The sequence below is a fragment of the Caballeronia terrestris genome (genome assembly GCF_001544515.1).
Taxonomy (GTDB): domain Bacteria; phylum Pseudomonadota; class Gammaproteobacteria; order Burkholderiales; family Burkholderiaceae; genus Caballeronia; species Caballeronia terrestris.
The window spans coordinates 145,604-159,411 of record NZ_FCOL02000010.1 but is presented as its reverse complement, the minus strand read 5'-3'; the positions used below and the strand labels follow the sequence as shown (position 1 = coordinate 159,411).

At 63.2% G+C, this 13,808-nt stretch carries 10 protein-coding genes; 4 read left to right on the top strand and 6 right to left on the bottom strand.

What is annotated here, in order from left to right; genetic code table 11:
• Nucleotides 1-197: 197 nt before the first annotated feature.
• Nucleotides 198-2,024 (bottom strand): translational GTPase TypA, encoded by a 1,827-nt coding sequence (gene typA, locus AWB67_RS11660; protein WP_087656398.1) that lies wholly within the window; start codon nt 2,022-2,024, stop codon nt 198-200.
• Between the two features lie 336 nt (nt 2,025-2,360).
• Here typA and AWB67_RS11655 point away from each other — a divergent pair, with 336 nt between their 5' ends.
• The 4 genes from AWB67_RS11655 to AWB67_RS11640 all read left to right on the top strand — a co-directional run bounded on the left by AWB67_RS11655 (nt 2,361) and on the right by AWB67_RS11640 (nt 7,336).
• On the top strand, nt 2,361-2,894 hold the full coding sequence (locus AWB67_RS11655; RefSeq protein ID WP_087656397.1) for a MarR family winged helix-turn-helix transcriptional regulator: 534 nt from the start codon (nt 2,361-2,363) through the stop codon (nt 2,892-2,894).
• Between the two features lie 76 nt (nt 2,895-2,970).
• Nucleotides 2,971-4,476 carry an efflux transporter outer membrane subunit gene (locus tag AWB67_RS11650; protein ID WP_087656396.1) on the top strand — a complete coding sequence of 502 codons (1,506 nt, stop codon included), beginning with the start codon at nt 2,971-2,973 and terminating at the stop codon, nt 4,474-4,476.
• A gap of 48 nt (nt 4,477-4,524) precedes the next feature.
• Complete coding sequence (locus AWB67_RS11645) at nt 4,525-5,760, top strand: HlyD family secretion protein (RefSeq protein ID WP_087656395.1); 1,236 nt, start codon at nt 4,525-4,527, stop codon at nt 5,758-5,760.
• 16 nt (nt 5,761-5,776) lie between these two features.
• A complete protein-coding gene (locus AWB67_RS11640) occupies nt 5,777-7,336 on the top strand; it encodes a DHA2 family efflux MFS transporter permease subunit (protein WP_087656394.1) in 1,560 nt (519 codons plus the stop codon).
• 74 nt (nt 7,337-7,410) lie between these two features.
• On the opposite strand, the gene truB is transcribed toward AWB67_RS11640, so the two are convergent.
• From truB to rimP, 5 genes are all read right to left on the bottom strand, one after another.
• Entirely contained in the window at nt 7,411-8,346 is a 936-nt protein-coding gene (gene truB / locus AWB67_RS11635; protein WP_087656393.1) for a tRNA pseudouridine(55) synthase TruB, read from the bottom strand.
• A 3-nt stretch (nt 8,347-8,349) separates the two neighbouring features.
• Nucleotides 8,350-8,727: a 30S ribosome-binding factor RbfA gene (gene rbfA, locus AWB67_RS11630; RefSeq protein ID WP_087656392.1), complete on the bottom strand. Its 378-nt coding sequence runs from the start codon at nt 8,725-8,727 to the stop codon at nt 8,350-8,352.
• Nucleotides 8,728-8,818: 91 nt separating this feature from the next.
• Nucleotides 8,819-11,782, bottom strand: coding sequence for a translation initiation factor IF-2 (gene infB / locus AWB67_RS11625; RefSeq protein ID WP_087656391.1), 2,964 nt, complete (start codon nt 11,780-11,782; stop codon nt 8,819-8,821).
• 93 nt (nt 11,783-11,875) lie between these two features.
• A complete protein-coding gene (nusA, locus tag AWB67_RS11620; protein ID WP_087656390.1) occupies nt 11,876-13,351 on the bottom strand; it encodes a transcription termination factor NusA in 1,476 nt (491 codons plus the stop codon).
• Nucleotides 13,348-13,806 (bottom strand): ribosome maturation factor RimP, encoded by a 459-nt coding sequence (gene rimP / locus AWB67_RS11615; RefSeq protein ID WP_087656389.1) that lies wholly within the window; start codon nt 13,804-13,806, stop codon nt 13,348-13,350. The genes nusA and rimP overlap by 4 nt, the downstream gene beginning before the upstream one ends.
• Between the last annotated feature and the right edge of the window lie 2 nt (nt 13,807-13,808).

The following is a 13,808-nucleotide window of genomic DNA, read 5'->3' as shown; positions in this document are numbered from 1 at the left end:
CTAAAAAGCGGCAAAACATCTGACTAGCATAGCACAGAACACATAGTCGATATAGCCGATGGTCGCACCTCACGCCCTCTCGCAACGAGCATGTGCGGGCGTTCGATGAATAAAACAAGAGTGCTTTGAAGCGCTTCAGCCAACGAAAAAGCCGCCCGAAGGCGGCTTGGTAAACACTATTAGCGAGGCTGTCGAACTCAGTCGACTGCGCCTTCGCGGCTCGCGCGGCGGCGCTCGTGTTCCTTCAGATGACGCTTGCGCAGACGAATCGATTGCGGCGTTACTTCGACGAGTTCGTCGTCGTCGATGAATTCGACTGCGTATTCCAGCGACATCTGGATCGGCGGCACGAGGCGCACGGCTTCGTCGGTGCCGGAAGAGCGCACGTTGGTCAGCTGCTTGCCCTTGATCGGGTTCACGACGAGGTCGTTGTCGCGGCTGTGAATGCCGATGATCATGCCTTCGTACAGCGCATCGCCCGGCGACACGAACATGCGGCCTCGGTCCTGCAGCTTCCACAGCGCATAGGCGACGGCCGCGCCGTCGTCCTGCGAGATCAGCACGCCGTTGCGGCGCTCGCCGACCGCGCCTTCCTTCACCGGCGCGTAGGAATCGAACGTGTGGCTCATCAGGCCCGTGCCGCGCGTGAGCGTCAGGAACTCGCCCTGGAAGCCGATCAGGCCACGTGCCGCGATCTTGTATTCGAGACGCGTGCGGCCTCGGCCGTCCGACGCCATATCGAGCATTTCGCCCTTGCGGCGGCCGAGTTCTTCCATTACGCCGCCCTGGTGCGAATCTTCCATGTCGACCGTCAGGTTTTCGTACGGCTCGTGCTTCACGCCGTCGACCTCATGCATCACCACGCGCGGACGCGATACCGCAAGCTCATAGCCTTCGCGACGCATGTTCTCGACGAGAATCGTCAGGTGCAGTTCGCCGCGGCCCGCCACTTCGAACGTGGTTTCGTCGCCGGTTTCCTTCACACGCAGTGCGACGTTGTGATTCAGTTCCTTCATCAGACGATCGCGGATCTGGCGGCTCGTCACGAACTTGCCTTCACGACCCGCAAGCGGCGACGAATTCACGAGGAAGTTCATCGTGAGCGTCGGTTCGTCGACGGTGATCATGGGCAGCGCTTCCGGCGCTTCCGGTGCGCAAATCGTAACGCCGATGCCGATTTCATCGATACCGTTGATCAAAACGATGTCGCCCGCCTGCGCTTCCTCGACCTGCACGCGCTCGAGACCACGGAACGACAGCACCTGGTTGATCTTGCGGTTGATGATCGCGCCGTCCGGGCCCGAACGCACGGCGACCGCCATGCCCGGGCGGATACGCCCGCGCGCGACGCGCCCGACGCCGATCCGGCCGACGTAGGTCGAATAGTCGAGCGACGTGATTTGCAGTTGCAGCGGCGCGTCCGGATCCGACGGGCGGACCGGCACGTGCTCCAGGATCGCTTCAAAGAGCGGGCGCATCGTGCCTTCGCGCACTTCGGGGTTCAGGTCGGCATAGCCATTCAGGCCCGACGCGTAGACGATCGGGAAGTCGAGCTGTTCTTCGGTGGCGCCGAGCTTGTCGAAGAGATCGAACGTCTGGTTGATCACCCAGTCGATACGCGCGCCCGGACGGTCCACCTTGTTGATCACGACGATCGGCTTCAAACCAAGCGCCAGCGCCTTCTTTGTCACGAAGCGCGTTTGCGGCATCGGGCCTTCGACGGCATCGACGAGCAGGAGCACCGAGTCGACCATCGAGAGCACGCGCTCCACTTCGCCGCCGAAGTCCGCGTGTCCGGGCGTGTCGACGATATTGATGTGCGTGCCTTCGTATTCCACCGCGCAGTTCTTCGCAAGAATCGTGATGCCACGTTCCTTTTCGATGTCGTTCGAGTCCATGACGCGTTCGACGACCGCCTGGTTTTCCCGGAACGTGCCGGACTGGCGGAGAAGCTGGTCGACGAGCGTAGTCTTGCCGTGGTCGACGTGGGCAATGATGGCGATGTTGCGGAGGGCGCGAGTCATAGGATCTGTACAGTTGGGCGCCGTCGGTGCGAGCTTCGACGAGTTTCGAAGGTGCTCGCGCAATCCGTAGTCGCTCGCTCGGGGACTCAAGCAAGAACGTCTCGATGTCTGAATCGAGCACTCGGCGCAATGGGAACCCGAAAGTATAGCACGCAGATATGTCTGCTTCTCAGCGCATTTGACAATAGGACATAACCCGAAAGCCGTGCGACCGCTGTCGATTTTCATCAAAGCACGTCTCGGGCCACTTTTAAGCGTCTCCATAAACTTCTTGCCGCGCCCTAAGAGCAATCCTATAATCCTGCCTAGTCAACTATTGCAACCGCATGAGAATCCATGAGCGACGCTCCTAATCCTCCGCCGCGAATCGCTGACTATCAACTCGGCGAGAGCGTCGGCTATCTGATGAGCCGGGTCCGCTCGACGATGTGGAACATGGTCACGCAGCACACTACCGCCGAGCTCGGCATCACTAGTACGCAGGCGAGTATCGTGTTCATGCTCGCGTCTGGACAAGGCCTCACCGCCGCCGATCTTGCCCGCGAATACGGCATCGATGCAAGCGCCGTCACGCGACTCATCGACCGGCTGGAGAAGCGTGGCCTGCTTTCGCGCGTGCGTAGCGAAGAGGACCGGCGCGTCGTCCGGCTTGCGCTCACGCCCGAAGGCTTTGCGCTCGCCGAGAAAATTCCGGCTATCTTCATTCGTGTCATGGACAAACTTCTGATGGGTTTCACGCCGGAGGAAGTCGGATTTCTGAAGAGCATGCTGCGGCGCGTGCTCGTGAATTCATGCGATCCGGGCTGTGCGGCGCTCGCCAGCTCCGCGCTTGCCTCCGCCGAGAAGCAGCCCGGTTCACCGTTGCGCTGACAATAAACTTTCGTCATGAAACTGAAAGAAATTGATTGCACCGTCCATCATCCAGTCAAAAACTAAGAGTCGAGCGATGAAAACACTTTCCTCGTCCGCGCCTCGCGTCACGAAAAGCGCGCTCGCCTTGGCCGTCGCGGCGCTCGCGCTCGCCGGCTGCGCGAACTATTCCGGCATCGGCAGCGACAAGACGCTCGCCGCGCCCGAGAACTTCGAGAGCACTCAGAGCCTGCCCACCCAGGGCGGCACGTGGCCCAAGCTCGACTGGGCCGCGCAGTTCGGCGATCCGCAACTGCCGCAGCTGATCGACGAGGCGCTCGCGGGCAGCCCGTCGATCGCGCAGGCGCAGGCGCGCATCGCGAAGGCGTCGTCGTATATCGAGACGTCGCGCTCGGCGCTCTATCCGAAGGTCACCGGCCAGTATTCGTGGACGCGCGAACTCTATTCCGCGAACGCCCTCTTCCCGCCCCCCTACGGCGGCACGTGGTACAGCGAGAACAATGCGCTCGTCAGCGCATCGTGGGAACTCGACTTGTGGGGCAAGAATAAGTCGCGACTCGCGATGGCCGTCTCGCAGGAAAAAGCCGCCGAAGCCGACATGCAGCAGGCGCGCGTGACGCTCTCCGCATCGGTTGCGCGGACGTATAACCAGTTGGCGCTGCTCTACGCGCTGCGCGACGTGGCCCAGCGCGAGATCGCGAACCGCAACGACGTCGGCCGCATCACGAACGGGCGCGTCACCGCCGGGCTCGATACGAACGTCGAGCGCCGCACGGCCGAAGGCAACGTCGCGACGAGCCAGTCGAACCTGACCGAACTCGACGGCCAGATCACCGGCGTGCGCTATCAATTGGGCGCGCTGCTCGGCAAGGGGCCGGATCGCGGGCTGCAGATCGCGAAGCCGGTCGCGAACCCCAAGATCGACGTCGCGCTGCCGGACAACGTGCCCGCCGATCTCGTCTCGCGCCGTCCGGACATCGTCGCCGCGCGCTGGCAGGTCGAATCCGCGACGCACAACATCAAGGAAGCGAAGGCCGAGTTCTTCCCCGACATCAACCTCGCCGCCGCGTTCGGCTTCGATGCGTTCGGCTGGAGCAAATTTCTCACGGCAAGCAGCCGCCAGATCCAGGCGGGCCCGGCGATCCACCTGCCGATCTTCGACGCCGGTTATCTCCGCTCGCAGTTGAAGGGCCGCTACGCCGACTTCGAACTCGACGTCGCGAACTACAACCAGACGCTGATTAACGCGCTGAACGACGTCGCCACGCAAGTCGCCGCGATCCGTTCGCTCGACAAGCAGACGGTCGACGCCGAGCGCGCGCTCGACGCCGCCACCCACGCCTACGAACTCGCCGTGATCCGCTACAAGGCGGGCTTGTCGCCGCAGTTGCAGGTGTTGTCGGCGGACGAGAACCGGCTCGCGAACGAGCAGACCGTGACGAACCTCAGGATGAGGCGCCGCGATTTGCAGATCGCGCTCATCAAGGCGCTCGGCGGCGGTTTCGACGCCACCGACACGAATCTCGCCATCGACGGCAGCGGCCAGACGCATGCGGCGGCCAGCCCCGCCCCGGCGAACTAAGAACAGAATCGAAAAACAGCATCGAACAGGACAGGAACGGAGCCATCCATGAGCGACCCCCAACAAACCGCCGCCGCACCGGCGCCGAAGACCAACACGACGAAGCGCCGCACGCTGATGACGCTGATCGTGCTCGTCATCATCATCGCCGCCGTCGCGTACGGGCTGTATTACTTCCTGGTCGCGCGCTTTCACGAAAGCACCGACGACGCCTACGTGAATGGCAATGTCGTGCAGATCACGCCGCAAGTGGTCGGCACGGTGACGTCCGTCAACGCCGACGACACGCAAACGGTCAAGGTCGGCGATCCGCTCGTCGTGCTCGATCCGGCCGATTCGAAAGTCGCGCTTGATCAGGCCGAGGCGAATCTCGCGCAGACGGTGCGCCAGGTCCGCACGCTCTTCGTCAACGACAACCAGTATGAAGCGCAAGTCGCGCTGCGCCGCTCGGACCTGTCGCGCGCGCAGGACGATCTGCGCCGGCGCATGACGATCGCGCAGACGGGCGCTGTGTCGCAGGAAGAAATCTCGCACGCGCGCGACGCCGTGCGCGGCGCGCAGGCCGGGCTCGATGCCGCCCAGCAGGAACTCGCGTCGAACCGCTCGCTGACCGCCAACACGACGATCGCGGGCCATCCGAACGTGCTCGCCGCCGCCGCGAAGGTGCGCGACGCCTACATCAACTACGCGCGCAACACGCTGCCGGCGCCGGTGACGGGCTATGTGGCGAAGCGTTCGGTGCAGGTCGGCCAGCGCGTGGCGCCGGGCAATCCGCTGATGGCGATCGTGCCGCTCAACGCCGTCTGGGTCGATGCCAACTTCAAGGAAGTGCAACTCAAGCACATGCGCATCGGCCAGCCGGTCGAACTGACGGCCGATCTTTACGGCTCGGGAGTCGTGTTCCACGGCAAGGTGATCGGCTTCTCGGCGGGAACGGGCTCGGCGTTTTCGCTGCTGCCGGCGCAAAACGCGACCGGCAACTGGATCAAGGTCGTGCAGCGGCTGCCCGTGCGCGTCGCGCTCGATCCGAAGGAACTGGAGCAGCATCCGCTGCGCATCGGCCTCTCGATGAACGCCGACGTCACGATCAAGAGCGAAGAAGGCGGCCAGCTAGGCACGGCGCCGAACACGGTCTACCAGACGAATGTCTTCGACAAATACGGCGATCAGGCCGATGCGGAAATCGCCCGCATCATCCAGCAAAACGCCGGTTCAGGTGGCGGCGCGCAGAGTTCGGTGCCGCGCAGCAGCGGTGCGAAACCCGCTGCTGCGAAGCTGATGTAAGCGCCGGGCCCGTTCAATGTCTCAGGCAAACGTGGTTCATCCGCCGCTCGAAGGCGCGAAACTCGTGATCGGCACGATCGCCGTTTCGCTCGCGGTGTTCATGAACGTCCTCGACACGTCGATCGCCAACGTCTCGATCCCGTCGATTTCGGGCGACCTCGGCGTGGCGTCCGACCAGGGCACGTGGGTCATCACGTCGTTCGCGGTCGCCAATGCGATCTCCGTGCCGCTCACCGGCTGGCTCACGCAGCGCTTCGGGCAGGTCCGCCTGTTCATGACGTCGATCGTGCTGTTCGTGATCGCTTCGTGGCTGTGCGGGCTCGCGCCGACGCTGCCTTTCCTGCTCGCCGCGCGCGTGTTCCAGGGCGCGGTCGCCGGTCCGATGATCCCGCTCTCGCAGACGCTCTTGCTCGCGAGCTACCCGCGCGCGAAGGCGCCGATGGCCCTTTCGATGTGGTCGATGACCACGCTGATCGCGCCGGTCGCAGGTCCAATCCTCGGCGGCTGGATCTCGGACAACATCGCGTGGCCGTGGATTTTCTACGTCAACATTCCGGTCGGGATCGCGGCCGCGCTCGCGACGTTTGCGATCTTCCGCGAGCGCGATTCCGCGATCCGCAAGGCGCCGATCGACACGGTCGGCCTCGCGCTGCTCGTGATCTGGGTCGGCTCGCTGCAGATCATGCTCGACAAGGGCAAGGACCTCGACTGGTTCAATTCGACGACGATCATCGTGCTCACGCTGATTGCGGTGATCGCGCTGGCGTTCTTCATCGTGTGGGAGCTGACGGCGGAGCATCCGGTCGTCGATCTGTCGTTGTTCAAACTCCGCAATTTCACCGGCGGGACGATCGCGCTCTCGATTGGCTACGGCCTCTACTTCGGCAATCTCGTGCTCCTGCCGCTGTGGCTACAGACCGACATCGGCTATACGGCCACCGACGCCGGGCTCGTGATGGCGCCGGTCGGCGTGTTCGCGATTTTGCTGTCGCCGGTGACCGGCAAGTTCCTGCCGCGCACCGATCCGCGCAAGATCGCGACGGCGGCGTTCCTGGTGTTCGCGCTCTGCTTCTGGATGCGCTCGCGCTACACGACGGGCGTCGACACCTACTCGCTGATGATGCCGACGCTGATTCAAGGCATCGGCATGGCCGGGTTCTTCATTCCGCTCGTGTCGATCACGCTGTCGGGCCTGCCGGGGCATCGGATTCCGGCGGCGTCGGGATTGTCGAATTTTGTGCGGATCATGTGCGGCGGCATCGGCACGTCGATTTTTTCGACGGCGTGGGAGCATCGGTCTATCGTGCATCACACGCAACTGGTCGAGCAGGCGAACGCGTACAACCCGGTCTTCGCGAATTCGATTTCGCAAATGGGCGCCGCGGGGTTCGATCAGGCGCAGGCTTATGGACTCTTCAACAGCATGGCGACGCAGCAGGCGGCGCAACTCGGCGTGAACGATCTGTTCTATTTGTCGGCGGGGATTTTTGTCGCGCTGATCGGATTGATCTGGATCACGAAGCCCGAGCGGTCGGGCGGCGGGGATTCGGCGGCGGCGGCATCGGCGGCGCATTGAGTTTTTTTGCCGCGCGGACGTAAAAAAGCCCGGAACCTCGATTGAGGTTCCGGGCATTTTTTGTCTCGCCGATCTCAGTTCGCCGACGCTGTCACAACAAGCCGTTCCGGCGCCAGCACGCCCTCGCCCGCTTTCGCGACGCCTAGCAGCTTCGCGCCTTCGTTCGCGTAGACGCGCACGCGGCCGTCTTCCAGCGGTTGCGCCGACACCTCGGCGAGCTTGAGCCGCTGCCCGTGCAGGAAGCGGCGAGTGGCATCGGCATCGAGATGCACGGCGGGAAAAGTTGAGAGCAGCGCGTCGACGGGCTGAAGCCAGCCGTCGCGCTCGACTTCCGGCGCATCCGACAACGCATCGAGCGTCACCGCGTGCTCCAGCGTCAGCGCGCCGACGCCCGTGCGACGCAGCGCTACGAGATGCGCGCCGCAACCCAGCGCCTCGCCGATATCCTCCGCCAGCGTGCGCACGTAGGTGCCCTTGCTGCACGTCACGCGAAACGTCACGAGCGGCAGCGCGCACGCGATCAGGTCGAGCGCGTGGATCGTCACCTGCCGCCCTTCGCGCTCGACCGTCTGACCAGCGCGCGCGTATTCGTAGAGTGGCTTGCCGTCGCGCTTCAAAGCGGAGTACATCGGTGGAACCTGCGTGATCTCGCCGCGAAAATTCGCCATTGCCGCTAGAACCTGCGCTTCGTCGCACGTCACATCGCGCGTGTCGATCGCTTCGCCTTCGGCGTCGCCCGTCGTCGTGCGGATGCCGAGGCGCATCGTCGCCTCATACGTCTTGTCGGCTTCGAGCAGATCCTGCGAAAACTTCGTCGCCTCGCCGAAGCAAAGCGGCAGCAAACCGGTCGCGAGCGGATCGAGCGTGCCCGTATGCCCCGCCTTCTTCGCCAGATACAGCCGCTTCGCGCGAATCAGCGCGTCATTGCTCGACAGCCCGAGCGGCTTGTCCAGCAGCAAAACACCGTCGAGCGCGCGGCGCGGAATCTTCGGACGAGCAGAACCAGTCATCGATCAGGCGCCTTCCTCGTCGTCCTTCGCGCGCGTCGCGTTGGCTTCGTCGATCAGCTTTGACATCTCGACCGCGCGCTCGATCGTCTGGTCGTAATGGAAATGCAGCGTCGGCACGGTGTGGATGTGCAAGCGCTTGAACAACTGGTTGTGCAGATGCCCGGCCGCGTGATTCAGGCCGTCCTGCGTCTGCTGCGGATCGCCCGTCAGCGTCGTGAAATAGACTTTCGCGTGCGCATAATCCGGCGTCAGCTCGACGCTCTGGATCGTCACCATCCCGACGCGCGGGTCCTTCACCTCGCGCATCAGTTCGGACAAATCGCGCTGGATCTGATCCGCGATCTGCACGTTTCGATTCGGGGATGTACGTTTCTTGGCCATGATGTGTTCCTTTTATTGCCGTGCCCGCGTCCATAAAAAAAGCGGAGCGGACCTAGAGGCCCGCTCCGCCTTGACTCTACGGCGGGCAATCTTACAGCGTACGAGCCACTTCGGTGACTTCGAACACTTCGAACTGGTCGCCTTCGACGATGTCGTTGAAATTCTTCACCGACATACCGCACTCGAAGCCCTGACGCACTTCCTTCACGTCGTCCTTGAAGCGCTTGAGCGAGTCGAGTTCGCCGGTGTGGATCACGACGTTGTTGCGGATCACGCGCACCGAAGAGCTGCGCTTCACTACACCGTCGGTCACCATACAACCAGCGATCAGGCCGACCTTCGGCACGCGGATCACCTGACGCACTTCGACCATACCGGTCACGACTTCGCGCTTCTCCGGCGACAGCATGCCGGACATCGCCGCCTTCACCTCATCCACGGCGTCATAGATGATGTTGTAGTAGCGGATGTCGATGCCGTTGTTCTCGGCGACCTTGCGCGCCTGGGCATCCGCACGCGTGTTGAAGCCGATGATGACCGCCTTCGACGCCGTCGCGAGATTGACGTCCGACTCGCTGATCGCGCCGACTGCGCTGTGCACGATCTGCACGCGCACTTCGTTGGTCGAGAGCTTTTGCAGCGACTGCACGAGTGCTTCCTGCGAACCCTGCACGTCGGCCTTGACGATGAGCGGCAAGTTTTGCACTTCGCCTTCGCCCATCTGCTCGAGCATGTTTTCGAGCTTCGCGGCCTGCTGCTTCGCGAGCTTCACGTCGCGGAACTTGCCCTGACGGAACAAGGCGATTTCGCGCGCCTTGCGCTCGTCCGGCAGCACGATGACTTCCTCGCCCGCGCCCGGCACTTCCGACAGACCTTGAATCTCGACCGGAATCGACGGACCCGCCGATTTCGTCGGCTTGCCGGTTTCGTCGAGCATCGCCCGAACGCGGCCGTAGGCGCTGCCCGCGAGCACGACGTCGCCGCGATTGAGCGTCCCCGACTGAACGAGGATCGTTGCAACCGGACCCTTGCCCTTGTCGAGCTTCGCTTCGATCACGAGACCCTTGGCAGGCGCTTCGACCGGTGCCGTCAGTTCCAGCACTTCGGCCTGGAGCGAGACGTTTTCCAGCAGATCGTCGATACCCTGACCCGTCTTCGCCGACACTTCGACGAACGGCGAATCACCACCGTACTCTTCCGGCACGACGCCTTCCGCGACGAGTTCCTGCTTCACGCGCTCGGAATGCGCATCCGGCTTGTCGATCTTGTTGATCGCGACGACGATCGGCACGCCGCCAGCCTTCGCGTGAGCGATAGCTTCCTTCGTTTGCGGCATGACGCCGTCGTCGGCTGCGACCACGAGAATCACGATGTCGGTAGCCTTCGCACCGCGCGCACGCATGGCCGTGAAGGCCTCGTGGCCCGGCGTGTCGAGAAACGTAATGACGCCGCGCGGCGTTTCGACGTGATACGCGCCGATGTGCTGCGTGATGCCGCCCGCTTCGCCCGCCGCCACTTTCGCGCGTCGGATGTAATCGAGCAACGACGTCTTGCCGTGGTCGACGTGCCCCATGACCGTGACGACCGGCGGACGCGGCAGGCGTTCGCCCACTTCTTCTTGCGTTTCGCCTTCGGAGAGCAGCGCTTCCGGATCGTCCAGCTTCGCCGCGACCGCCCGGTGACCGAGTTCCTCGACGACGATCATCGCCGTTTCCTGATCGAGCACCTGGTTGATCGTGACCATCTGGCCGAGCTTCATCATGACCTTGATGACTTCCGACGCCTTCACCGACATCTTGTGCGCCAGATCGGCGACCGAGACGGTTTCCGGCACGTGCACTTCACGCACGATCGGTTCTGTCGGCGCCTGGAACGTGGTCTGGTCCTGATGCTTGCCACGACCCTTCGGACCGCCGCGCCAGCCGCGATCGACGCCGCCGCTCGTGTCGCCGCGCGTCTTGATGCCGCGGCGCTTGGCTGCGTCGTCCTGCCAGCCGCCCTTGCCGCCCGCCTTCTTCTTGTCGGGCGACGACGGCGCTGCCGCTGCCGGCGCGCCAGCCGCCGGTTTTTTCGCCGCTGCCGGACGCGCGGACACCGAGCCTTCCGGCTTGGCCGGCTTGTGCAACGTGCCCTTCGCCTCCGCAGCCTTTGCCGCTTCGGCCGGCTTGGCGGCGACAGGCGCCGGCTCGGCCGGCTTTGCCTGCTGCGCCTTGCGCGGCGTGTTCATCATTTCGCGAATCGCGCGGGCTTCGGCCTCGGCCGCCGCGCGACGCTTCGCGATCTGTTCCTGCTCGGCGCGCGCCTTTTCGGTCGCGGCGCGTGCGGCGTCCTCGGCTTTCTTGGCGGCTTCGCGTTGAGCGGCGCGCTCGGCGGCGGCCTTCTCTTCGTTCTGCTGCGCGGCGGGATCGACCTTTGCGGGTTCCTCGGCCGGCTTCTCGGCCTTGGCCTCGGCGCGCTGTTCCTGACGCACCGCCGACGCCGCGCGCGACACCGCCGCTGCTTCCTTCACGGCGGCGGCGCGCTTCGCAGCTTCCTCTTCGGCGCGACGGCGCTCGGCTTCGGCCGCTTCCTCGTGTGCGCGGCGCTCCGCCTCTTCACGCTCGAGGCGTTCCTGGCGTTCCTTGAGCTCCTGCGCTTCCTTCTCGAGCAGCTCGGCCGCGTGCCGTGCTTCTTCCTCGCGACGCTGCAATTCGGCTTCGTCGACGTCGTCCTCGACCTGGGCCTGCGCCTCGACGACCTGTTCCGCGCCTTGTTCGTCACGCTTCACGAAGACACGCTTCTTGCGCACCTCGACCTGAATGGTGCGAGCTTTACCCGTAGAGTCGGATTGCTTGATCTCCGACGTATGCCGGCGGGTCAGAGTGATCTTGCGTTTGTCGGCGTCGGTGGAACCGTGCGACTTGCGCAAATGATCGAGCAGACGCGCCTTGTCCGTTTCGGACAAGTCGTCGTCAGCGCTTGCTTTCTGAACGCCAGCCGCCTGCAGCTGCTCGAGCAGTACGCCTGCAGGCATTTTGAGTTCCGCGGCAAATTGGGCTACGTTGTTACTCGCCATTCATTCCTCGTGATGCAAGGACAATTTCCTTGCTGTTAGATCGGGTCATGCGGCCGAACTGGCCGCGATATATCAGTGCGCCATGGTCATTTCTCACTGGAACCAGTGTTCACGTGCTTTCATGATCAACGCCTTAGCGGCATCCTCTTCCATGCCGGTCATGTCGACCAGCTCATCCACAGCCAGCTCGGCGAGTTCGTCGCGCGTCTGGATCTGGTTTTCTGCGAGTTTCAAGAACAATTCGTCGTCCATGCCCTCGAGACTCTTCAAGTCGAGTGCGACCCCTTCGACCTTCTCTTCATTGGCGATGGCCATCGTCAGAAGCGCGTCACGCGAGCGGTTGCGCAGTTCGTGAACCGTGTCTTCGTCGAAGGCTTCGATTTCGAGCATTTCGTTAAGCGGTACGTACGCGATCTCTTCGAGGCTCGTGAAGCCCTCGTCGATCAGGATGTCGGCCACTTCTTCATCGACGTCGAGACGCGCCATGAACAGGCCGCGCAACGTGCCGCGCTCCTCGTTCTGCTTCAACGCGGATTCGTCCGGCGTCATGATGTTGATCTGCCAGCCGGTCAATTCGCTGGCGAGTCGTACGTTCTGGCCGCTGCGGCCGATGGCGACCGCAAGTTCGTTCTCGTCCACGACGACGTCCATCGAATGCTTCTCTTCATCGACGACGATCGACTGTACGGCAGCCGGCGCGAGGGCGCCGATCACGAACTGGGCGGGGTCTTCCGACCATAGCACGATGTCGACGTTCTCGCCACCGAGCTCGTTTCGCACCGCCTGCACGCGCGATCCGCGGATGCCGACGCAGGTGCCGATCGGGTCGATCCGCTTGTCATAAGCGATCACGCCGATTTTCGCACGCACGCCAGGATCACGCGCGGCTGCCTTGATTTCGAGCAGACCCTGCTCGATTTCCGGCACTTCCATCTCGAACAATTTCATCAGGAACTCGGGCGCCGTGCGCGAGAGTTCGATTTGCGGGCCGCGCGCGGTGCGGTCGACCTTCGCGATGTAGGCACGCACGCGGTCGCCGACGCGCAGGTTTTCCTTCGGAATCAACTGGTCGCGGCGCAAAAGCGCTTCGACACGACCCGATTCGACGATGAAATTACCCTTGTCCAGACGCTTGACCGAGCCGGTCATGATCTTTTCGCCGCGCTCGAGGAAGTCGTTGAGGATCTGCTCGCGCTCGGCGTCGCGAACCTTCTGAAGAATGACTTGCTTCGCCGCCTGCGCGCCGATGCGGCCGAATTCGATCGACGGGATCGGCTGCTCGATGAAGTCGTCGATTTCGGCGTCCGGCTTGTCTTCCTTCGCTTCGAACAACAGAATTTCCTGATCCGGCTCCTGCAGGCCTGCCTCGTCCGGCACGACGCGCCAGCGGCGGAAGGTTTCGTGCTCGCCGCTTTCACGATCGATCGCGACGCGGATATCGACATCTTCCTCGAACAGCTTTTTCGTTGCCGAAGCAAGCGCAGCTTCGAGCGCTGCGTACACCACGTCCTTGTTGACGTTCTTTTCGCGCGCCAGCGCATCCGCCAGCATCAAAACTTCGCGACTCATTGTTTGCGGCTCCTAAAGTCAACCTTGGGGACGAGACGTGCTTTATCGAGGTCTGCGAGCGTGAAATCGAGCATCGCGGCGCCGTCCTTCCCTTCAAATTCCAAACCGATCGTGTCGCCGTTCGGCGCATGCACGATGCCCCGGTACGACTTGCGCCCATCCAGCGGCTTTTTCAACGTGATGACGGCTTCGCTGCCCGCGAAGCGTTCGAAATCCGCCAGCTTCTTGAGCGGACGATCGAGACCCGGCGAAGACACTTCGAGCCGGTCGTAATCGATGTTTTCGACTTCGAGCAGATACTGAAGCTGGCGCGTGACTTTCTCGCAGTCTTCGATGGCGATTCCGGCGGGCTGGTCGATAGAGACGCGCAACATGCCGCCTCCCGAACGCTCGAGATCGACAAGCTCGTAGCCGAGGCCCGAGACCGTGGTTTCTATCAATTCCGTCAGTTGCACAG